Source organism: Actinoplanes sp. NPDC023714 (assembly GCF_040639855.1).
Lineage (GTDB): Bacteria > Actinomycetota > Actinomycetes > Mycobacteriales > Micromonosporaceae > Actinoplanes.
The window spans coordinates 471,400-492,594 of sequence record NZ_JBFAAR010000001.1 but is presented as its reverse complement, the minus strand read 5'-3'; the positions used below and the strand labels follow the sequence as shown (position 1 = coordinate 492,594).

Annotated in this window: 15 protein-coding genes and 1 tRNA gene; 6 read left to right on the top strand and 10 right to left on the bottom strand. The window is 70.8% G+C overall.

Annotated features, from left to right (window positions below):
• Window positions 1-20 precede the first annotated feature (20 nt).
• The gene (locus tag AB0G10_RS02450; protein ID WP_360915290.1) at window positions 21-3,260 is read right to left on the bottom strand and encodes an efflux RND transporter permease subunit; all 3,240 of its coding nucleotides are present in this window, start codon (window positions 3,258-3,260) and stop codon (window positions 21-23) included.
• A 39-nt stretch (window positions 3,261-3,299) separates the two neighbouring features.
• Here AB0G10_RS02450 and AB0G10_RS02445 point away from each other — a divergent pair, with 39 nt between their 5' ends.
• On the top strand, window positions 3,300-3,941 hold the full coding sequence (locus AB0G10_RS02445; protein ID WP_360915287.1) for a MarR family transcriptional regulator: 642 nt from the start codon (window positions 3,300-3,302) through the stop codon (window positions 3,939-3,941).
• A gap of 150 nt (window positions 3,942-4,091) precedes the next feature.
• On the opposite strand, the gene thrC is transcribed toward AB0G10_RS02445, so the two are convergent.
• The 4 genes from thrC to argS form a co-directional block, all read right to left on the bottom strand.
• Window positions 4,092-5,141, bottom strand: a complete 1,050-nt coding sequence (gene thrC / locus AB0G10_RS02440) for a threonine synthase (RefSeq protein WP_360915284.1) — start codon at window positions 5,139-5,141, stop codon at window positions 4,092-4,094.
• A gap of 81 nt (window positions 5,142-5,222) precedes the next feature.
• Window positions 5,223-6,521 (bottom strand): homoserine dehydrogenase, encoded by a 1,299-nt coding sequence (locus AB0G10_RS02435; RefSeq protein ID WP_360915281.1) that lies wholly within the window; start codon window positions 6,519-6,521, stop codon window positions 5,223-5,225.
• Window positions 6,518-7,903, bottom strand: coding sequence for a diaminopimelate decarboxylase (lysA, locus tag AB0G10_RS02430; RefSeq protein ID WP_360915279.1), 1,386 nt, complete (start codon window positions 7,901-7,903; stop codon window positions 6,518-6,520). The genes AB0G10_RS02435 and lysA overlap by 4 nt, the downstream gene beginning before the upstream one ends.
• A gap of 3 nt (window positions 7,904-7,906) precedes the next feature.
• A complete protein-coding gene (gene argS / locus AB0G10_RS02425; protein ID WP_360915276.1) occupies window positions 7,907-9,565 on the bottom strand; it encodes an arginine--tRNA ligase in 1,659 nt (552 codons plus the stop codon).
• An 86-nt stretch (window positions 9,566-9,651) separates the two neighbouring features.
• Between argS and AB0G10_RS02420 the strand changes: the two genes are divergently transcribed.
• The 3 genes from AB0G10_RS02420 to AB0G10_RS02410 all read left to right on the top strand — a co-directional run bounded on the left by AB0G10_RS02420 (window position 9,652) and on the right by AB0G10_RS02410 (window position 11,246).
• A complete protein-coding gene (locus tag AB0G10_RS02420) occupies window positions 9,652-10,449 on the top strand; it encodes a DUF3105 domain-containing protein (protein ID WP_360915273.1) in 798 nt (265 codons plus the stop codon).
• Window positions 10,449-11,108, top strand: coding sequence for a DUF305 domain-containing protein (locus AB0G10_RS02415; RefSeq protein ID WP_360915270.1), 660 nt, complete (start codon window positions 10,449-10,451; stop codon window positions 11,106-11,108). The genes AB0G10_RS02420 and AB0G10_RS02415 overlap by 1 nt, the downstream gene beginning before the upstream one ends.
• Window positions 11,109-11,174: 66 nt before the next feature.
• Window positions 11,175-11,246 (top strand) — tRNA-Arg (locus tag AB0G10_RS02410).
• Window positions 11,247-11,494: 248 nt separating this feature from the next.
• Here the strand turns inward: AB0G10_RS02410 and glmS are convergent.
• Both glmS and AB0G10_RS02400 read right to left on the bottom strand, forming a co-directional pair.
• Window positions 11,495-13,315 carry a glutamine--fructose-6-phosphate transaminase (isomerizing) gene (glmS, locus tag AB0G10_RS02405; RefSeq protein ID WP_360915267.1) on the bottom strand — a complete coding sequence of 607 codons (1,821 nt, stop codon included), beginning with the start codon at window positions 13,313-13,315 and terminating at the stop codon, window positions 11,495-11,497.
• Window positions 13,316-13,381: 66 nt separating this feature from the next.
• The gene (locus AB0G10_RS02400) at window positions 13,382-15,520 is read right to left on the bottom strand and encodes a bifunctional polysaccharide deacetylase/glycosyltransferase family 2 protein (RefSeq protein ID WP_360915264.1); all 2,139 of its coding nucleotides are present in this window, start codon (window positions 15,518-15,520) and stop codon (window positions 13,382-13,384) included.
• 74 nt (window positions 15,521-15,594) lie between these two features.
• On the opposite strand from AB0G10_RS02400, the gene AB0G10_RS02395 reads away from it, so the two are divergent.
• The gene (locus tag AB0G10_RS02395; RefSeq protein ID WP_360915261.1) at window positions 15,595-16,596 is read left to right on the top strand and encodes a glycosyl hydrolase; all 1,002 of its coding nucleotides are present in this window, start codon (window positions 15,595-15,597) and stop codon (window positions 16,594-16,596) included.
• On the opposite strand, the gene AB0G10_RS02390 is transcribed toward AB0G10_RS02395, so the two are convergent.
• The 3 genes from AB0G10_RS02390 to AB0G10_RS02380 all read right to left on the bottom strand — a co-directional run bounded on the left by AB0G10_RS02390 (window position 16,593) and on the right by AB0G10_RS02380 (window position 20,521).
• Window positions 16,593-16,817, bottom strand: a complete 225-nt coding sequence (locus tag AB0G10_RS02390; RefSeq protein WP_360915258.1) for a hypothetical protein — start codon at window positions 16,815-16,817, stop codon at window positions 16,593-16,595. The genes AB0G10_RS02395 and AB0G10_RS02390 overlap by 4 nt on opposite strands.
• Window positions 16,818-16,885: 68 nt before the next feature.
• Window positions 16,886-18,853, bottom strand: a complete 1,968-nt coding sequence (locus AB0G10_RS02385) for a capsular polysaccharide synthesis protein (protein ID WP_360915255.1) — start codon at window positions 18,851-18,853, stop codon at window positions 16,886-16,888.
• 81 nt (window positions 18,854-18,934) lie between these two features.
• Window positions 18,935-20,521, bottom strand: a complete 1,587-nt coding sequence (locus tag AB0G10_RS02380) for a protein kinase (RefSeq protein WP_360915252.1) — start codon at window positions 20,519-20,521, stop codon at window positions 18,935-18,937.
• 207 nt (window positions 20,522-20,728) lie between these two features.
• Between AB0G10_RS02380 and AB0G10_RS02375 the strand changes: the two genes are divergently transcribed.
• Window positions 20,729-21,178 carry a hypothetical protein gene (locus AB0G10_RS02375; RefSeq protein WP_360915248.1) on the top strand — a complete coding sequence of 150 codons (450 nt, stop codon included), beginning with the start codon at window positions 20,729-20,731 and terminating at the stop codon, window positions 21,176-21,178.
• Window positions 21,179-21,195 lie beyond the last annotated feature (17 nt).

Sequence of the window (21,195 nt, the reverse complement as noted above, 5' to 3'; positions counted from 1 at the left end):
CGGGCATCCTCACCTCGTCGTCACGCCTCGTTGGGCTTCCGAGGCATCTTCAGCACCTCGAACTGGTCGGTGTAGCCGCGGAGCGCGCCCTCCTTGGCGGGCGGCTCCGGCGCCTCCTCCGCCTCCGGGGCGTCGTCGGCGGGCACCTCGGACGCCTCGGTCCCGGCCGGCGTGCCGGACTTCCCGGCCGCCTTGCGGGCCCGCTTGGCCTGCCGCTTCTCCCGCGACCGCTCCTTGCGGTTCTCCACCAGCGTGTAGAGCGTCGGCACCAGCACCAGGGTCAGCAGCGTCGAGCTGACCAGACCGCCGATCACCACGATGGCCAGCGGCTGCGAGATGAAGCCGCCCTCGCCGGTGAGGCCGAGCGCCATCGGGATCAGCGCGAAGATGGTCGCGATCGCGGTCATCAGGATCGGGCGCAGGCGGTGCCGGCCACCCTCGATCACCGCTTCCTGGACGCCCATGCCGGCCGCCCGGTAGTGGTTGATCAGGTCCATCAGCACGATCGCGTTGGTGACCACGATGCCGACCAGCATCAGCACACCGATCAGGGCCGGGACGCCGAGCGGGGTGCCGGTGATCAGCAGCAGGCCGATCGCGCCGGTCGCCGCGAACGGGATCGACACCAGCAGGATGATCGGCTGCAGGATGCTGCGGAACGTCGCCACCATGATGATGAAGACGATCGCGATGGCGGCGAGCACGGCGAGGCCGAGCTGACCGAACGCCTCGTCCTGGTCGGCGCTGACGCCGCCGATCGTGTACTCGGCGCCCGGCGGCAGCGTGAGCGCGTCGAGCTTCTTCGTCAGGTCCGCGTTGATCGCCCGCAGGTCCGAGCCGGTGACCGTGCCGGTGACCGTCGAGGTCCGGTTGCCGTCGACCCGGGTGACCTGCTCGGGGCCGTCGACCTGCTTCACGTCGGCGACCTGGTCGAGCGGGACGATGCCCTTGCTCGTGGTGAGCGGGAGCTTCTTCAGCGCCTCGGGGTCGGCCGGAGCGCTGCCGAACGAGATCACCACGTCCTGGCTCGCGCCGTCGACGCTGATCTGACCGGCCGGGGCGGCCCGGAACTGACCGGCCACGGTCTGGCCGATCTGCGCCTCGGTGAGGCCGGCGTCGGCCGCGGCCTCGCGGTCCACCACCACGTCGAGGCGGGGCACGCTGGCCTTCAGGGTGGTGTCCACGTCGGTGACGCCGGAGATCCCGGCCATCGCGCCGCGCACCTGCTCGGTCGCCGACGCGAGCACCTCGTTGTCGGCGGCGCTCACCTGGACGGAGAGGCCGCTGCTGCCGAGGCCGGCGCTCTCCTGACCGATCTTGATCTCACCGGCGTCGGTGAGCCCGTCGAACTCGGTGCGCAGCTCCTCGGTGACCTTCTCGCTGTCGGCGTCCTCGTCGAGGGCCACGCTGAACGTCGCGGTGCTGCCACCGCCGCCGCCGGCGAACGGGTTCGCCGAGCTGCCGCCGACCGTGACCTGGTACGTCGTGATGTCGTCGCGGTCCGCGAGGATCGTCTCGACCTTCTTGGCCGCCTCGTCGGTGGCCGCGAGGCTGGTGCCGGCCGGCAACTCCTGGCTGACCGTGATGCTGTCCTGGCCCGAGTCGTCGAGGAAGTTCGTCTCCAGGCGGGTGGAGAGGGCGAACGTGCCGATGAGCACCAGCACGCCGATCGCCACGGTGGTCCACCGCTTCGTGGTGGCGAACCGGATCACCGGCAGGTAGCCGCGCTGCAGCGGGTTCCGCAGCTCCTTCTCCTCGGCGGCCTTGCGGATCGCCTCGGTGTCGGCGTCGGCGGCCGGCGGCTTGAGGAACCAGTACGCGAGGACCGGCACGACGGTCAGCGCCACGAAGAGCGAGGCCAGCAGCGCGACCGTCACGGTGATCGCGAAGGACGAGAAGATCTGCCCGACCAGGCCGCCGACCAGGGCGATCGGGGCGAAGACAGCCACCGTCGTGAGCGTCGAGGCGGTGACCGCGCCGGACACCTCCTTGACCGCGGCGAGGATCGCGTGCGACTTCTCCTCGCCGTACTCGAGGTGTCGTTTGATGTTCTCGAGCACGACGATCGAGTCGTCCACCACCCGGCCGACCGCGATGGTGAGCGCGCCGAGGGTGAGCAGGTTGAGGGTGTAGTCGCCGATCCAGAGCGCGATCAGCGCGACCAGCACGGAGAGCGGGATCGAGACCGCGGTGACCAGAGTGGACCGGACGCTGAGCAGGAAGACCAGGATCACGATGACGGCCATGACGAGGCCGAGCAGACCCTCGGTGGTGAGGCTCTCGATCGAGCGCTCGACGTACGGCGCCTGGTCGGTGATGACGGTCAGCGTCGCGCCGGAGTCGGCCTCCAGGTCGGCGAGGATGTCGCGGACCTCGTGCGAGATCTCGACCGGGTTGCCGTCCGGGCGGGCCGTCACGGCGATGCCGAGGCTGTCGACGCCGTCGGTCCGGGTGTACGACTCGGCGGCCGGGAGCTTGCTCGCCACGCTCGCCACGTCGGCGAGCTTGACCGAGCCCTTCGAGCCGGTCAGGTAGACGTTCTTCAGCTGGTCGACCGAGGTGATCGGGGAGCCGACCTGGACGGTCAGCGACTTGTCGTCCTCGACGACCGCGCCGGCCGGGATGGAGACGCCGTTGGCCTGCAGGACCGTGGTGAGCGACTGCGGGCTGACCCCGGCCGCGCCCATCTTCGCCAGGTCCGGCGTGATCACGACCTGCTCGGCGCGCGCGCCGGTCACCTGCACGTCGCGGACGCCGCTGATCGCGCTGAGTTCCGGCACCACGGTCTCGTCGAGCCGGTTGAGCAGGTCGCTCTCGTCGCTGCCGCCGGTCGCGGCGAGCACGATGGCCGGGATGTCGTCGGTGCCGCCGGCGAAGACCTGCGGGTCGACGTCGTCCGGAAGCTGCGACTGGATCCGGTTCAGCGAGGTGGTGACCTGGTTGACCGCGGACTCGATGTCGGTGCCGTACTCGAAGAGCACCACGACGCTCGAGGCGTTCTCGCGGGAGGTCGAGGTGACGGTGTCGATCCCGTCGATGCCCTTGACCGCGTCCTCGATCGGCTTCGTCACCTGTTCCTCGACGGCCTCCGGGGAGGCGCCGGGAAGCACCGCGCTCACGAACGCGGCGGGCAGCTCGATCGAGGGGAAGAGCTGCTGCTTCAGGGACGGGATCGCATAGAGGCCGAAGCCGCTGATCACGATGGCGATCAGGGCTACGAGACCTCGGTTGGCAAGGCTTAGCCGTGTCAGAGCTGACATGGGCGCTCCCCCGAGAAAAGTTCGGTCGATACTGATAGTTTGCCTGACGCGAACAAATGGTTTTCAGCCGGGGTGATGGGATACCGTCCGACATCAGATGGACCCCGCCCGGACATCAGCCCGTCACCGAAGGAGCAGGCGCTGAGCGAGAAAGAGAAGCTCATCGCAGACATCATGGGCGCGCAGATCCGGCTGCAGCACGTGTTTGCCGATGACCGGTCCGACCCGCTGTTCGAGACGCACCTCACCATGTCGCAGTTGAAGATCCTTCTGCTGCTGGCCCGGCACGGCACCGTCTCCGGCGGCGAACTGGCCCGCATGCTCGGCGTCGGCGCCGCCGCGCTGAGTGGGATGGTCGACCGCCTCGTGGTGCAGGACCTGGTCACGCGCACGGAGGATCTGCACGACCGGCGCGTTCGCCGGATCGGTCTCACCAGAGCGGGCACGGAGGTCATCGAGGGCATCATCACCGCAGGCGTGTCGAGACAGCGCGAGCTCCTCAGCCGGCTCTCAGCCGAGGAGCTGTCGGTGGTCGCTCATGCGATGGAGCTGCTGCTGCGCGAGGCCGGCGCGGCCGCGGCTTCGAGCGAGAGCGGGAGCGCGGCCGGGGGGAGCGCGGCCGGCGGGAGCGCCGGAACGGGCGAGGGCGCGGCGGACGCGGGCCCGCCGGATGCTGCTTGACCATGCACCGATAGCGAAACGCGCCGGACGGCCTGGAGTGGGCAGGAGCCCGCGTCGTGGGCGGGGACGCCGGTGATGCGGCCGGGGACTGCCAGCCCCCTCGTACCCATGAAGGAAAGCGGAACCGGCAGTCCTGGAACGACCCCCGCGTCAGGCGAGATCGAGCGCCTTCGCGGCGATCAGGGCGTCGTTGGCGATGACCGTGGGTGACGGAGCGGTGGAGATCGCCCACTCCGGGTCCTTGAGGCCGTGGCCCGTCACGGTGCAGACGATGCGCGAGCCGGACGGAATCTTCCCCGCCGCGGCCTGCTGAAGGAGGCCCGCGACGCTGGCCGCGCTGCCGAGCTCGACGAAGACGCCGACCTCGCGCGCGAGCAGGCGGTAGGCGTTGAGGATGTCACGGTCGGTGACCGCGGAGATGAGGCCGCCGGACGCGTCGCGGGCGTCGAGGGCCTTGGTCCAGCTGGCCGGGTTGCCGATCCGGATGGCGGTGGCGATGGTCGACGGGTTCTCGACGACCTTGCCGTTCACGATCGGGGCGGCGCCGGAGGCCTGGAAGCCGAACATCTTCGGCAGCCTCGTCGAGTTCCCCGCCTCGAGGTCCTCCTGGTAGCCCATCCAGTAGGCGGAGATGTTGCCGGCGTTGCCGACCGGGAGGCAGTGGATGTCGGGCGCGTCGCCGAGCGCCTCGACGATCTCGAAGGACGCCGTCTTCTGCCCGTGCAGGCGGAAGATGTTCACCGAGTTGACCAGGGCGACCGGGTAGTCCTGGGACAGCTTCGAGGCGAGCGCGAGGCAGTCGTCGAAGTTCCCGTCGACCTGGAGCAGCCGGGCGCCGTGCACGAGCGCCTGGGCCAGCTTGCCGAGCGCGATCTTGCCCTGTGGCACCAGGACCGCGCAGGTGATGCCGGCCCGGGCCGCGTAGGCGGCGGCCGACGCGCTGGTGTTGCCGGTGGAGGCGCAGATGATCGCCTTGGCGCCCTCCTCGACCGCCTTGGAGACGGCCATGGTCATGCCGCGGTCCTTGAAGGAGCCGGTCGGGTTCGCGCCCTCGACCTTGAGGTAGACGTCCGCCCCCACCCGCGACGACAGCACCGGCGCCGGCACCAGCGGGGTATTACCCTCGTGCAACGAGACCACCGGGGTGGCGTCGGTGACCGGCAGCCGGTCCCGGTACGCCTCAATCAAGCCCCGCCACATGGCCTACTCCTCACTCAAGCTGGTGTTTTCGTCGCCTAGGGTGCCCCAGTTATCCGATCTATGGGACCAGGCGCCCACTATTCAGGAAGCGGAGCCTTCGACGCGGAGCACGCTGGCGATCGAACGGACGATGTCCAGTCGCGACAGTGCTTCGACGGTAGCCGCCAGGGCCGCGTCCGGAGCACTGTGCGTCACGATGACCAATTTCGCGTCATCCTCACGACCGGACTGCCGGACCGTCGCGATCGAGACCTCGTGGTCGGCGAAGACCCCGGCCACGGCGGCCAGGACACCCGGACGCTCGGCCACGTCGAGGCTGATGTGGTAGCGCGTCAGGGACTCGCCGATCGGCCGGACCGCGAGCCGGGCGTAGTTGCTCTCGCTCGGTGCCCGGGTGCCGGTCAGCTTGTTGCGGGCCGCCGCCACGATGTCGCCGAGGACCGCGCTCGCGGTCGGCCGGCCACCCGCGCCCCGGCCGTAGAACATCAGCGGGCCGGCCGCCTCGGCCTCCACGAAGACGGCGTTGAACGCGTCGCCGACGCTCGCGAGCGGATGGGTCAGCGGGATCATCGCCGGATGCACGCGGACGGAGACGGAGTCGTCCCCACGCTGCGCGATGCACAACAGCTTGATCGTGCAGCCCATCTCCCGGGCGCTCGCCATGTCGCCGGCGGTCACCGAGGTCATGCCCTCGCGGAACACGTCGGCGGCGGTCACCCGGGTGTGGAACGCCAGCGAGGCCAGGATCGCGGCCTTCGCGGCGGCGTCGAAGCCCTCCACGTCGGCGGTCGGGTCGGCCTCGGCGTAGCCGAGCTCGGTCGCCTCCTCGAGCGCCTCGCTGAAGCCGGCGCCGGTGGCCGCCATCGAGGAGAGGATGAAGTTGGTCGTGCCGTTCACGATGCCGGTCACGGCGGTGACCCGGTCGCCGTGCAGCGACTCGCGCAGCGGGCGGAGCAGCGGGATCGCGCCGGCCACCGAGGCCTCGTAGTAGAGGTCGGCGCCGCCCTCGGCCGCGGCGTCGTGCAGCGCGCCGCCGTCCTCGGCGAGCAGCGCCTTGTTGGCCGTGACGACGCTCTTGCCGGCGCGCAGCGCCTCGGTGAGCCAGGTCCGGGCCGGCTCGATGCCGCCGACCACCTCGATCACCACGTCCACGTCGTCCCGCTTGACCAGGCCCAGCGCGTCCGTCGTGAAGAGCTCCTCGCCGACCGGCAGGTCGCCGCGCTCCCGGCCGGCCCGGCGCACCGCGATGCCGACCAGCTCCAGCGGGGCGCCGATCCGGGCGGTCAGGTCGTCGGCCTGCTCGTGGAGCAGCCGGACCACTTCAGTACCGACGGTGCCGCAGCCGAGCAGTGCCAAGCGGACCGGTTTCGCTGAGCTCATCCAACATCCAATGCAAGCAGGTCGTCCTCGGTCTCGCGCCGCACGATGACGCGGGCGGCGCCGTCGCGCACCGCCACCACGGGCGGCCGAGGAACGTGGTTGTAGTTGCTGGCCATGCTCCGGCAGTAGGCACCGGTGCCCGGCACAGCGATAAGATCTCCGGGCTGCACGTCGGCGGGCAGGAATTCATCCTTCACGACGATGTCCCCGGACTCACAATGTTTTCCCACAACGCGGGCGAGCATCGGCTCCGCCTCGGAGCGCCGGTTCGCCATCGTGGCCGAGTAGGACGCGTCGTACAGGGCCGTGCGGATGTTGTCGCTCATCCCGCCGTCGACGCTCACGTAACTGCGGATGCCGTCCACGTCCTTGACCGTGCCCACCTCATAGAGGGTGAAGACGGCCGGGCCGACGATGGCCCGCCCCGGCTCGATCGACAGGTGCGGGACCCGCAGCGAGGCCAGCTCGCACTCGGACTCGACGATCTTGTTGATCCGCTTGGCCAGGTCGCCGGCGGTCGACGGGCTGTCCTGCGTGGTGTACGCGATGCCGAAGCCACCGCCGAGGTCGAGCTCGGGCAGCTCGACGCCGCGCGCGTCCCGGATCTGCGCCTGCAGCTCCAGGATCCGGCGGGCGGCCACCTCGAACCCGCTGGTGTCGAAGATCTGCGAGCCGATGTGCGAGTGCAGCCCGCGCAGGTCGAGCACGTCCTCGTCGAGGATCTGCGCGGCCGCCGCGAACGCCGCCCCGCCGGCCAGGCTGAAGCCGAACTTCTGGTCCTCGTGGGCGGTCGCGATGAACTCGTGGGTGTGCGCCTCGACGCCGACCGTGACGCGGATGAGGACGCCCGGCCGCTTGCCCGACTCCCTGGCGAGCTCGGTCAGCCGGGCGATCTCGTCGAACGAGTCGACGATGATCCGGCCGACGCCCGCGTCGAGCGCCCGGGACAGCTCCGACACCGACTTGTTGTTGCCGTGGAAGCCGAGCCGCTCCGGCGGGAACCCGGCCGCGAGCGCCACCGCCAGCTCGCCGCCCGAGCACACGTCCAGGAAGAGGCCCTCCTCCTCGACGATCCGGACGACCGCCTTGCAGAGGAACGACTTGCCCGCGTAGAAGACGTCGGCCCCGGCGAACGCCGCCTTGAAGTCGCGGCAGCGGGCCCGCAGGTCGTCCTCGTCGAGCAGGTAGGCCGGCGTGCCGTAGTCGGCGGCCAGGTCGGTGACCTTCACCTTGCCGATCTCGAGCGAGCCCTCGGAACCGCGGGTGACCGTCCGCGGCCACAGCTGTGGCACCAGGGCGTTCACGTCCTCCGGGCTCCGCAGCCAGGCCGGGCCGCGGCTGCCGAGGTCGCCGTGCAGCGCCCCGGCCTCGTGTGCGCGCATGCGTTACATCCTCTCCGGGGCCGAGACGCCGAGAAGTGACAAACCGTTGGCGATCACCGTACGGGTGGCGTCGTTGAGCCAGAGCCGCGAGCGGTGCCCGTCGGTGATCGGCTCGTCGCCCTTGGGCGTGATCCGGCAGGCGGGCTCGTCGTAGAAGCGGTGGTAGGCGCCGGCGATCTTCTCGAGCAGCCGGGCGACGTGGTGCGGCTCCCGGTGCTCGGCGGCGAAGGCTACCGTCTCCGGGTATTCGCCCAGCGTCTTGAGGAGCTCGTTCTCCTTGTCGTGGGCGAGCAGCTCGGGCTTGAAGTCGTCGGTCCGCACCAGCCCGGCGTCGGCGGCGTTGCGGGCGACGCTGGCGGTCCGGGCCGCCACGTACTGCACGTAGTAGACCGGGTTCTCCCGGCTCGCGCTGGTCCATAGGTCGATGTCGATGTCGATCGGGGAGTCGCTGGAGTACCGCGCCAGCGCGTACCGCGTCGCGTCCACGCCGAGCGCCTCGACGAAGTCCTCGAGCGTCACGACCGTGCCGGCCCGCTTGCTCATCCGTACCGGCTCGCCGTCCCGGACCAGGTTGACCAGCTGGCCGATCAGGATCTCCAGGTTCTTCGCCGGGTCGTCGCCGAAGCACGCCGACATCGCCTTCATCCGGCCGATGTAGCCGTGGTGGTCGGCGCCCAGCATGATCACGACCCGGTCGAAGCCGCGCTTGCGCTTGTCCAGGTAGTAGGCGCAGTCGGCGGCGAAGTAGGTCCAGTCGCCGTCCGACTTGCGCAGCACCCGGTCCTTGTCGTCGCCGAAGTCGGTGGTCCGCAGCCAGGTCGCGCCGTCCGACTCGAAGATGTGGCCCTGCTCGCGCAGCCGGTCCAGGGCTTCCTGAAGCTCGCCGCGGTCGTGCAGGTCCTTCTCGTTGAAGTAGGTGTCGAAGTGCACGCCGAACTCGCCGAGCGACTGCTTGATCTCGGCGAACATCAGCTCGACGCCGACCCGCCTGAAGGTCTCCTGAGGATCCGCTGTATCCAGGACCCCGGGCTCGCGCTCGACCACCTCGGCCGCGATCTCCGCGATGTACGCGCCGCCGTACCCGTCCTCCGGCGCCGGCTCACCCTTCGCGGCGGCGAGCAGCGACCGGGCGAAGCGGTCGATCTGCGAGCCGGCGTCGTTGAAGTAGTACTCGGTGCCGACCTCGGCCCCCGCCGTGCGCAGCAGCCGGGAGAGCGCGTCGCCGACGGCCGCCCAGCGGACGCCGCCGATGTGCACCGGGCCGGTCGGGTTCGCCGACACGAACTCCAGGTTGATCTTCTCCCCGGCGAGCCGGTCGGTCCGGCCGTAGGCTGATCCGGCGAGCACGATGTCGCGGGCCAGCACGCCGGCCGCGGCGGCGTCGAGCCGGATGTTCAGGAAGCCCGGCCCGGCGATCTCCACCGACTTGATGCCGGGGCGTCGTCCCAGCTCCTCGGCGAGAGCGGCGGCCAGCTCGCGCGGCGCCACACCCGCCTTCTTGCCGACCTGGAGCGCGATGGTCGAGGCGTAGTCGCCGTGCTCGGGGTTGCGCGGACGCTCCACCGCCGTCGTGGCGGGCAGCGCCGCGACGTCGAGACCGCGCGTCTCGAATACGGCACGAGCAGCTGAGAGAACGGTGTCAGCAAGGTTGGCGGGAGTCACCGGAACATGCTATCGGGGGTAGACTTCGGCGTTCGGCGGCCACCCGCGCCCCGCCCTTCCCCACCTTTACGAATCGACGAGGCACGATGAGCATGAGCACGCCGGGTCCCGAACGGGTCCCGTCCACCGTCAAGGTCGGCAAGACGACCGGTCAGGGCAAGCCCCCCGCGGGCAAGTCCGGATCCAACCGGCCCGGCGCGGCCCGTCCCGGAGCCAAGGGCGGCGGCAAGGGCAAGGGCCGCAAGCCCGTCGCCCCCGTCAAGGTCGCGGGCGGCCGCAACTGGGGACCGATCGCGCTCATCGGCGTCGTGGTCCTCATCGCCGCCGGCATCATCGGCTACGGCGTCTTCGCCTCGGTCCAGGGCAGCAAGCCCTGGGAGGAGCAGGTCGCCGCGATCGACGGCGTCGTCGACTACCGCGCCCAGAAGAACGCGCAGATCGACGACCGGACCCACAAGGAGGGTCCGCAGACCTACGTGACCAACCCCCCGGTCGGCGGCGCGCACAACAGCACCTGGCAGAACTGCATGGGCGACGTCTACACCGAGCCCATCGCCAACGAGCACGCGGTGCACAGCCTCGAGCACGGCGCGGTCTGGGTGACCTACAAGCAGGGCCTCGACGCCGCCCAGGTGCAGAAGCTCCAGGAGAAGGTCGAGGGCAAGGACTACACGTTCCTGTCCCCCATCGCGAACCTCGACAAGAACGTCTCGGTCCAGGTCTGGGGCTACCAGCTCAAGGTCGACAGCGCCGACGACTCCCGCATCGACGACTTCATGCGGATCACCCGCGTCAAGGCCTCGATGGAGCCCGGCGCCGCCTGCTCCAGCGGCAACACCACCAGCGACCCGGTCCCGGCGCCCGCCGCCTCCGCCGCGTCCTGATGATCTCTGAGGTCCAGCCGCCGGCTTCGGACGCGTCCACGGACGCGCCCGGAGCGGGCGGCACCCGCAAGATCGGCTATGTCGCCGTCGCGACCCTGCTGGTCGGCCTGATCCTCGGCCTCGGCGCCGGCCTGGTCCTGCCCGGCCTGCGCCACCCCGGCGACGACTCGATCGAGGCCGGCTTCCTGCGCGACATGTCGACCCACCACGCCCAGGCCGTCGAGATGGCGATGATCGCCCACGCCGGCTCGGCCACGCCCGACGTGGTCACCCTGGCCGCCGACATCGCCACGACGCAGCAGGGCCAGATCGGCTACATGCAGTCCTGGCTGCGCGACTGGGACCTCTCCCCCACCGGCACCGCCGAGCCGATGGCGTGGATCCCCGGCTCCGAGGGCTCCATCGTGAACGGCCTGATGCCCGGCATGGCCACCCCCGAGCAGATGGCCGCCCTCCGCGCCGCCACCGGCAAAGACCTCGACGTCCAGTTCCTCACCCTCATGCGCGCCCACCACGTCGGCGGCGTGCACATGGCCCAGGAGGCCCTCGAGCTCTCCGACGACGAAGACGTCCAGTGGATCGCCGAGAGCATGGTGACCGCCCAGCAGGGCGAGATCCAGCTGATCGACTCCCTGCTCAAGAAGGCTCAGAGCAGCTGATGAGCGACACCGCCGGAACCGGTTGGCGATGGTTCCGGCGGGCCTGCTAGAGTTCTGAACCACTGGGCCCCCGTAGCTCAGGGGATAGAGCGTCGCCCTCCGGAGGCGAAAGCGCAGGTTCGAATCCTGCCGGGGGCACGAGTCGGAGGCGGTTCGTGTCCAAATAACCCTTGGACCGATCCGCCTCGTTTTGTCTGCCGGGGGGCCGAGCCCCCCGAACCCCCCCCCACGGTGCGATGGTTGCGGTGGGGGATTTTTGTTGCGCTTTCTTCGGGGTACGAACTTTTCGGGTCACCAACCGCAGGTGAACTGTTGACGGTCGGTTGCGCGGGCCCGGTGGTGGGTCCGGGCCGTGACGCGCGTCTCGCGTTGGTGGGTGGTCGCCCCTATTCGACCGTCACCGACTTGGCCAGGTTTCTGGGCTGGTCCACGTCGTGGCCTCGGGCTGCCGCCATCTCGCAGGCCAGGATCTGGAGCGGGACCGTGGTGAGCAGCGGCGCCAGCAGGGGTGGGGTGGCCGGGACGCGGATCAGGACGTCGGCGTAGGGCAGCACAGCGTCGTCGCCCTCCTCGGCTATCAGGACGGTTCGGGCGCCCCGGGCGCGGACCTCCTGGATGTTGGAGACGACCTTGTCGTGGAGGGGGCCGGGCCCCGGCACCACGCAGATCACCGGCGTGCCGGCGTCGACGAGGGCGATCGGGCCGTGTTTGAGCTCGCCGGCCGCGAAGCCCTCGGCGTGCATGTAGGCGAGCTCCTTCAGCTTGAGCGCGCCCTCCAGGGCCACCGGGTGGCCGACGTGCCGGCCGATGAAGAGGACCTGGCGGGACGGGGCGAGGTCGTACGCCACCTCGCGGATCGCGGCGGTCCGGGTGAGGAGGGCGCGCAGCTGGTCCGGCACCTCGCGCAGCGCCTCCCGGATCGACGGGACCGCCCGGCCGCGCGCCTCGGCGAGGGCGAGGCCGACCCGGTAGCAGGCCACCAGCTGGGTGAGGAACGCCTTCGTGGAGGCGACCGCGATCTCCGGGCCGCCCTGCGTGTAGAGCACCGCGTCCGACTCGCGCGGGATCGTCGCGCCGTTCGTGTTGCAGATCGCCAGGACGCGGGCGCCCCGCGCCCTCGCGTGCCGGAGCGCCATCAGGGTGTCCATGGTCTCGCCGGACTGGCTCACCGCGATCACCAGCGTGCCGGGGCCGACCAGCGGGTCGCGGTAGCGGAACTCGCCGGCGAGCTCGACGTCGCACGGGATGCGGGCCCACTGCTCGATCGCGTAGCGGGCCACCATGCCGGCGTGCGCCGCCGTGCCGCAGGCCACGACGACGACCTTCTCGACGCCGTCGAGGGGCAGCTCCGGGAACGCGCTGAGCAGCGTGCCGGCGACCGCCTGCGGCTGCTCGGCGATCTCCTTGAGCATGTGGAAGTCGTAGCCGCCCTTTCCCGCGGCCGCGAGGTCCCAGTCCACGGTCAGCGGGGTGCCGGCCGCCGGGGTGCCGTCGAAGCCGGTGATCTCCACGTCCGAGGCGGTGATCAGCACGACCTGGTCCTGGCCGAGCTCGATCGCCGACCGGGTGTGCTCCATGAACGCCGACACGTCGCTCGCCAGGAAGTTCTCGCCGTCGCCACGGCCGACCACGAGCGGCGAGTCGCGCCGGGCCGCGACGACCGCGCCGGGGACGTCCGGCGAGACCGCGAGCAGCGTGAACGCGCCGTCCAGGAGCCGGGCCACCCGGCGCATCGCCTCGGCGAGGGCGGCCGGTCCCGGCAGTCCCTCCCGCAGCGTCGCGGTCAGGAATCGGGCCATCAGGTGGGCGGCCACCTCGGTGTCGGTGTCGCTCACGAACGCGACGCCGCCGGCCTCGAGCGACGCCCGCAGCGCCGCGGAGTTCTCGATGATGCCGTTGTGGACGACCGCGACCCGGCCGTCGTCCGAGACGTGCGGGTGCGCGTTCCGATCGGTCGGGCCGCCGTGCGTGGCCCAGCGGGTGTGACCGATTCCGGTCGTCCCGACGTCGAACCCGGTGTCGATCCGCTCGGCGAGCGCCTTCTCCAGGTTGACCAGCTTCCCGGCGGCCTTCTCGGAGACCAGGGAACCGGCGTCCACGATGGCGACGCCCGCCGAGTCGTAGCCGCGGTACTCCAGGCGCCGCAGGCCGTCCATCACGATGTCAAGGGCCGGCTGCCCGCCGGCATATCCCACGATTCCGCACATGCGAGCAACGGTAGGAACTCTGGGGAGGGGTTCCGCTGTGCCGCTTTTATGGGTTTCCCGAGAGAGCTATGCGTCCCCTGTCGGCAGCCGGGAACCCATCAGCGCGTTGAGGCCACCGGTACGGCGCAGCTTCTGCCACCCGAGCCGGATCCCGCCGAGCGCCGCCAGCACCGACTGGATCAGTACGAGGTACATGAGCTGCCGATAGACGAACTGCTGCAGCGGCAGGCGCCAGAGCGGCTTCAGGGATTCGTGGTCGAGCCGGAACGCCCAGACCGTACTGATCAGTTGGATGCCGAGCATCGCGAGCCAGGCGATCACCGTGCGCGCCGGATCCAGGAAGATCAGGCCGTACACCAGGAAGACGTCGATGAGCGGCGAGAGCAGCGGCAGCAGGGTCTGGAACAGGGCCAGGTTCAGCAGGCCGCGACGGCCGAACTTCCCGCCGGGCCCCTTCTCGAACAGCGCCCGCCGGTGCTTCCACATCGCCTGCATGGTGCCGTAGCTCCACCGGTAGCGCTGGCGCCACAGCTGCGGCATGGTCGCCGGCGCCTCGGTCCAGGCGCGGGCCCGCTCCTCGTAGACGACCCGCCAGCCGGCCCGGATGATCGCGACGGTGAGGTCGGTGTCCTCCGCCAGGGTGTCGTCGCTCAGGCCGTTGACCTGCTGGAGGGCGGTACGGCGGAACGCGCCGATCGCGCCCGGCACGGTCGCCATGCAGCGCATCACGTCGTAGGCCCGGCGGTCGATGCTGAAGCCGACCACGTACTCGATGTGCTGCCAGATCGCGATCATGCTGTTCCGGTTGGCGACCTTGGCGTTGCCGGCCACCGCACCGATCTCCGGCGCGGCGAACGGCTGCACGAGGAGCCGCACGGTGTCCGGCTCGAAGACCGTGTCGCCGTCCATCATCACGACGACGTCGGTGTCCGCGTGCGCGATGCCGTTGTTGAGGGCCGCCGACTTGCCGCCGTTCGGCTGCCGGACCACCGTCACGTTCTCGTACCCGAGACCCTCGGCGATCTCCGCGGTGCCGTCGTCCGAACCGTCGTCGACCACCACGATCCGGATGGGATGGGTGCTCGCCACCAGCGATCCGAGCGTCTCGGCGATGATCTCCTTCTCGTTGTACGCCGGCACGATCACGGTGACCGGCTCGGTGTACGGCGGACCCCAGACCGCGTCCCCGCCCCGGTACCGGCGGGCGTGCCGGCGGCCCAGCACCAGCATCAGCACGAGCCGGAGCACGGTCAGCACGCCGAGGATCACCAGCAGCGCGGAGAACCAGACGGTGGCCTTCGTGGCGACCTGGACGGCGCTGACGATGCCGAGGCCGAGCACCCTCTCCTGGGTGGTCGCGGCCGGGTTGACAGTGCTCATGCCGGTGATCGCCGCGACCGTGGTGAACGTGTAGCCGCCGTCCTGGAGCGCCGGGATGACCGTGCGCAGCGCCGCCGCCGTCTTCGACCGGTCGCCGCCGCCGTCGTGGAAGAGCAGGATCGCGCCGTCGTCGCCGGTCGGGGTGACGGCCTCGACGATGTCGTCGTTCGTGACGTCCGCTTCCCAGTCCCGGCTGTCCAGGTCGTTGACGACGGTGAGGTAGCCCTCGGCGCCCATCTCCGCCATGACGGCCCAGTTCGTGTCGTCCAGCGCCGCCACCGTCGACGAGTACGGCGGCCGGAAGATCACACTGGTCACCCCGGCCGCGCCGGCCAGGGCGTACTGGGTCTCCTGCATCTCCACCGACCGGCGCCGGTCGCTCTTCGTGGACATGTCCGGATGGGTGAAGGTGTGGATGCCGATCTCGTGGCCGGCGTCGAGCACGTCCCGGGTGAGCCCGGGGTACTTGCTGATCTCCGAGCCGATCATGAAGAAGGTGGCCGGCACGTCGTACTCCGCCAGCACCTCCAGGATCTCCGGGGTGTACTCCGGGCTGGGACCGTCGTCGAACGTCAGCACGATCTGGCCGGCCCCGGCCGAGGCCGTCGTCGTGGTGGTCCCGTCGGTCTGGATGATCGGCCCGCCGTTGAGCGCCTCGTCCGGCACCCGGCCGGTGTCCGAGGTCGACTCGACCGCCCCGTCCTGGGCGAACTCGCCCTGCACCACACCGTTCACCAGCAGCAGGCTGGCGAACAGGAGGAGCACGACGGAGAGGACGATCCAGCGCGGCCGGGGAACCGGAATACGACGCCGAGCGACGGGCACGAACTTCTCATCGGCCGCAAACGGGATTCGCTGAGCGCCGGAATTCGCCCGGAATGTTTTGCAAGAGTGGGAACGTGCACTTGAAGAGGCTCGCGGCCGCCCTCCTGCTGCTCACCGCCGGATGCTCCGGTGACGACGGGACGGAGAACACGACGACGGCGGCGAGCGCCGCGCCGTCGGTCGCGGCGAGCACCGCCGCCGCCGCGGACGTGCCCGAGGTGGCGCCGTACATCGACATCGTGAGCGGCACCGCCGACGTCGCCGACGTGGCGGAGAAGACCGGGCAGCGGGACTTCACGCTCGCGTTCGTCCTGGCCGACAGCACCGGCTCGTGCACCGCGACCTGGGGCGGCACCCGGGCGCTCACCGACGCCGCCATCCAGGCCGAGATCGCGAAGATCGCGGCGCTGGACGGTGACGTGGTGGTCGCCACCGGCGGCGCCACCGGCACCTATCTGGAGAGTGTCTGCACCGCCGATCAGCTCGCCACCGCGTACGCCGCCGCGCTCGACGCGGCCGGCAGCAACGCCCTCGACGTGGACATCGAACAGGCGGTCACGCCGGCCACTGTCACGACGGCCCTGCGCACCCTGCAGGCCGCCCGGGGCACCGCGATCACGCTGACCGTGCCGGTCGGCGGCACCGTCCTCGGCCTCACCGACGCCGGCATCGCCCTGCTGCGGAGCGCGAAGGACGCCGGCCTCGACGTCACGGTCAACGCCATGACGATGAACTTCACCGGGGAGGGCGACTGGGGCGCCTCGATGGTCACGGCCACCGAGGCGGTCGCCGCCGACGTGAAGTCGGTCTGGACCGGCCTGGACGGAACCGAGATCTCCGCGATGCTCGGCGTCACGCCGATGATCGGGGTGAACGACACCGGGCCGGTCACCGGGACGGCGGACGCCCGTACGCTGCTCGACCACGCCGAGGAGAAGAAGCTGGGATTCGTCCGGTTCTGGTCGGTCAACCGCGACAACGGCGACTGCCTGGACGGCGAGGTGGTGGCGACCTGCAGCGGGATCGAGCAGGACGATTACGCATTCACCGAGATGTTCGCGGATTTCGCGAATTAGGACGACGCACCAGCCGACTCCGACACCGATATCGACGCCTTCGTGGAGAGACCGGAATCGCCGGCCTGCACCACACTGGCTCCCACGACGCCGATGTAGACGGCGGCGAGGAGAGCGACGAAGAATCCGAGAACGGCGAGCAGGCGCTTTCGCCGGCCGGTGGAGTCCACGAAGACCTGGACCCCTACCGGCTCGACTGCGGAACGAATGTCTTCTGGCATGGGAAACACATTAGGAATTCAGCCTATGAGTTTCCCCAGTGAGTTCCCAACGCATTCTGTGGATGAGATTACGGAAGGTCACCGCGGATGATCCGCGCGAGATACGACTCGCTGCGCAGCTCGTGCGGGCGGTATTTGTAGCGCAGCTTGTGCGCGAACGCCCCCTCCATCACCGTCTGGTACATGTCCGGCTCGTACGCCTGAAGCATCACGCCCTGGAGCGCGTGCGGCGGCTGCGAGTTGAGCCGCAGGCCGGCGTCCCACTCGGCGCGGAACCTCTCGTCGAGGTGGTAGAGCATCTCGAAGATGTGGTGGTGCTGGAAGTAGTCGATCAGCTCGCCGCGCTTCTCCCACCACAGGAACGAGGCGGCCCGCCACAGGTGCATGGCGTAGCTGTCCGGCCGGCTCGCCAGGAACCAGTTGGAGATGTACGGCCCGGTGTAGTTGAACGCGAAGATGCTGCCCTGCGCGAGCGCCCGGTCCATGTGCGGCCGCAGCGGCTCGGAGACGAAGCAGGTGCTGTCCACCCAGACGCCGCCGAACTTCTCCAGCAGCAGCATCCGCAGCAGGTCGGAGAAGTGGGTGCGGTTGCCGCCGAGCGTGGCGACCAGGTCCTCCGGCATGTCGACGTAGGCGCCGACGTTCGCCTCGGTGAGCTCGTGCACGCGGGAGCCGGGGTTGTTGGCCTTGAGCGCCGCGAGGCAGGCCTGCACGACCGGCGGCGCCTGGTCGAAGCCCTGCGCCCAGAAGACGAAGATCGGCTGGTCGAACGTGCTGGTGACCCGCCGGGCGAGCCGCTGCTCGGCCTGCGTACGGATCAGCCCGAGGTTCTCCGCCACGAAGATGCCCAGCTCGCGGCGGGCGCCGAAGGACTTCACGTCGAGGTCGAGCACGGCCGGGCCGTCGAACGGCAGCGTCGGGTCGTGCGCGAGGGCGGCCTTCGAGGCGCGCTTGCTGTCGTCCCGCCGCTTCAGCTTGTCCAGGGCGAACGCCAGCGCGTACCCCCGCTCCGGCGCCGAGGGCTGCTTCGACACGGCGGTGCGCAGGTGCTTCTCGGCGGCGGCCCACTTGTGCTCGGCGAGCGCGAGCCGGCCCAGCTCGTACGCGGCCTCGCCGTCCGGATCGCCGGCCTTGACCACCTTGCGCAGCGTCTTGAGCGCCTTCTCCTCGTCACCGGAGGCGAGGAGGATCCGGGCGACCGCCATCCGGTCGCCGGTGATCTGCTTGCGCAGGAAGGCGGCCTCGTCGGCGACGCCGGCCCGGGCCAGCCGGACGGCCTCGGCCGCGATATCCGGCGGCGAGGCCGACGAAGAGACCTGGAGGGTCCGGCGCGAGGGCGACGCGTCCGGCTCCCCGGTCCACTCGAAGACGTGGAAGCCGGTGGCCGGCGTCGAGCCGTCGAAGTGGTCGAGCGCCACCGCCGTCTCGGTGAGCGAGTAGTCGTACCAGTAGACGACGCCGTGGCCCGCGGACATCCCGGCGACGAGCCGGATCCAGGCGCCCTTCGCGTCCTCCGGGACCGTGAACGTGACGCTGATCCGGTGGTGGCCGTGCTCGTTGCGGGCGGGGGCGGACTGGGCGAGGGTCCACTTCACCGCCTCGTCGACGATGCAGCCCGGCACGAGCCGCAGCGCCGCGGCGTTCAGCGTGCCGGTGAGCGGTTCCTCCAGGTAGACCGAGACGCTCGCGGTGTAGGTGCCGCCGGGGCGCATGCCGAGCCGGAATTCGCCGGGGGCGTTGCGGCCGCCGGGCGCGATGTGGGTGTCGTTGTTGGCGCCGACCCCCTCGACCCGGGCGCCGCGCACGCCGTCCAGGCCGGGCACGTCGGCGAACTCGCAGGCGTTGTGGGAGTGCACGTAGAGGCCACCGGCCTCGAAGGGCCGGTCCGGCTTGCCGCGGAAGCCGGGGTCGGGGACGAGGTTCACGACCGAGGGCGCGACCGGCGGAGGGGGCGGCGGGACGGGACGCAGCCGCCGCCGGGCCGCGGCCCGGACGCGGGCGAGTCTGCTTCTGAGCGTATTCGCGGGTGCCGTCATCGATGTCCCTTTCGCCCTGCGGTGACGGGTCAGTCTAGCCAGTACCCCACGCAGCGTGACGATCACCGGGAGGAGAGCAGGTCACAGCGGCAGCACGACGGCGGACGGCCGGGCGCCGAAACAGTTGACGCTCATCCGGTACCGCGCCCGTTCGCTCCGGAAGACCACGGTGGTGGTGAGCTCCGGGCCGGGATCGACGCGCTCCACCACGAAGCCCTCGTCCGGCTCCCACCCGATCAGCTCGTTGCCGCCCTCGACGCATCGGGCCAGCACCGTTCCGCCGGGCGATTCCAGGCGGGTGGCCTCCGGATCGGGATCGGCCGTGGCGGGTGGCACGCTCGCGTCCTCGCTGGGCGACGGGGAGGGGTCCGCGGACTCGCCGGACGGCGCCGGCGCGGAGACCGACGGGAACGGTCCGGAGGCGGCCGGGCCCAGCGAGCCGGCCGATTCGGGCACCCGGGCGGCCGGGGAGGCGGGCACGGCGGCCTTGGTGACGCCCCGTCCGCCGGGCGACCTACTGGTCACTCTCGGTGACGATGAGGGGGGCGCCGCCGCTTCCGGAGCCGTTCCCGGCCGATCGTCGCCCGAGGGCCAGAAGAACGGCAGGGCGACGAGCAGGGCCGCGATTCCGCCGCCGGCCAGGAGTTTCTTTCTTTTCGGTACGCCGGAAGCACCGTGCGAGGACCCACCACCACCGGAATCCGGAGCGGCCGGGGTGGGCGGAGGGGGCACCGGGACCGTCGCCTCGCGCAGCAGGGTCGCCGTCCCGGCCCGTCCCTCGGGTGCGGCCCCGTCCTCGAGGGAGGTGATCGCGGGGGCGGTCACCCGTACCCTCTCGGTCTCTCTCGCACTCGCGGCCTCGGCCGCGTCACCCAGCACGGCCGACGCCTCGGCCGCGTCCGGACGGTCCGCCGGGTTCTTCGCGAGACAGCGGTCGACCAGGTCGGCGATCACCGCGGGCACCCCGGGAAGGTCGGGCAGCGGGAACGGCTCGACGTAGACGTGCGCCGAGAGCATCTGCGTCGTGGTCTCCACGCTCCACGGCGCGACCCCGGCGAGCAGGCGGTAGAGCAGCACGCCGAGCGCGTAGACGTCCGAGGCCGGCTCGATCGCGCCGCCGGTGAGACGTTCCGGCGCCAGGTAGGCGGGCGTGCCGAGCAGCGCGTCCTCGGGCGAGGCCGGGCCGGCCACCGCCGCGATGCCGAAGTCCACGACCTTCGCCCCGGCCGGCGTGACCATCACGTTGGCGAGCTTGATGTCGCGGTGCACCAGGCCGTCGGCGTGCGCGACCGCGAGCGCCGAGGCGATCTCCCCGCAGATCCGGAAGACGGTTCGCGGCGGAATGGGACCGCGCGCCACTCGCTGTTGCAGCGTCGGCCCGTTGATCAATTCCATGACCACGTACGGAACCGGTCCGCCGTCCTCGCCGGATTCACCGAAATCGTAGATCTGCGCGATGTTCGGGTGCGAGAGGGTCGCCGCCGCCCGGGCCTCGTGCAGGATCCGGGACCGGAATCGCTCCTCGCCCGCATATCTGCCGGCCAGCACCTTCACCGCGACCGGACGGCCGAGCACCTCGTCGAGAGCCCGCCAGACCACGGCCATGCCGCCGCGGCCGAGTTCGTTCAGCAGGCGGTAGCGGCCGCCGAGTTTCTGCTCCTCCTCCACCCGAGGCAGTTTTCCTGAACGGGCGCGGATTCGCACATCCGAGAATGCGCCTCCTGCGGTTTCACGATTTGTATCCCTCGTCCGGGTGAACGTTTCCGCATCCATCATTCGATGCATTGACGCGCCTTTCCGGCGATCGGGTTTCTTGCGATCGAGGCGCAGCACCCGGGGATCGCCCGGCTCCCCGCCGGACCGTAGAGTCGCCGCATGACCAACAGCTGGCGTCACCTCCCGCCGCCGGCCCGGCCGATCGCCGCCGCCACCGTCGCGTCCCTGTCGTCGTTCCGGTCCTCCACGGACGCCTTCGAGGCGCACGATCTCGCCGCTCAGGACCCGGCGCAGACCGGCCTCATCCTCGGCACGGTGGTCCGCCTGCTGCTGGAGGACGCCAACCCGGACGGTCTCACCGCCGACGACGTCCGCGCCGCGCTGGCGAGCTGCGTCCGCTCCTGGCCGGAGGCCGACCCGCAGGTGGTGCTCTGGCTGCTGGCCGGCGCCCTCGGCGTGCTCGACGAGGAGGGCGCGCCCGCGCCGAAGCCGGCAGTGCTGGCCCGGCACGCCGTGGCGCTCGTCGACGACCTGCTCGCGGGCCGCCCGGTGGAGCCGTGGCTGACCGCCGCGCTGGCCGAGATCGAGCGTTCCCAGCTGAACGACTGAGGGGTTCCCCGGAAAAC

Bases quoted from the DNA above. Each gene is read 5' to 3' on its own strand.
- AB0G10_RS02450 (WP_360915290.1), bottom strand. From the start codon at position 3,260: ATGTCAGCTCTGACACGGCTAAGCCTTGCCAACCGAGGTCTCGTAGCC.
- thrC (WP_360915284.1), bottom strand. From the start codon at position 5,141: ATGTGGCGGGGCTTGATTGAGGCGTACCGGGACCGGCTGCCGGTCACC.
- AB0G10_RS02435 (WP_360915281.1), bottom strand. From the start codon at position 6,521: ATGAGCTCAGCGAAACCGGTCCGCTTGGCACTGCTCGGCTGCGGCACC.
- lysA (WP_360915279.1), bottom strand. From the start codon at position 7,903: ATGCGCGCACACGAGGCCGGGGCGCTGCACGGCGACCTCGGCAGCCGC.
- AB0G10_RS02420 (WP_360915273.1), top strand. From the start codon at position 9,652: ATGAGCATGAGCACGCCGGGTCCCGAACGGGTCCCGTCCACCGTCAAG.
- AB0G10_RS02415 (WP_360915270.1), top strand. From the start codon at position 10,449: ATGATCTCTGAGGTCCAGCCGCCGGCTTCGGACGCGTCCACGGACGCG.
- glmS (WP_360915267.1), bottom strand. From the start codon at position 13,315: ATGTGCGGAATCGTGGGATATGCCGGCGGGCAGCCGGCCCTTGACATC.
- AB0G10_RS02390 (WP_360915258.1), bottom strand. From the start codon at position 16,817: ATGCCAGAAGACATTCGTTCCGCAGTCGAGCCGGTAGGGGTCCAGGTC.
- AB0G10_RS02385 (WP_360915255.1), bottom strand. From the start codon at position 18,853: ATGACGGCACCCGCGAATACGCTCAGAAGCAGACTCGCCCGCGTCCGG.
- AB0G10_RS02375 (WP_360915248.1), top strand. From the start codon at position 20,729: ATGACCAACAGCTGGCGTCACCTCCCGCCGCCGGCCCGGCCGATCGCC.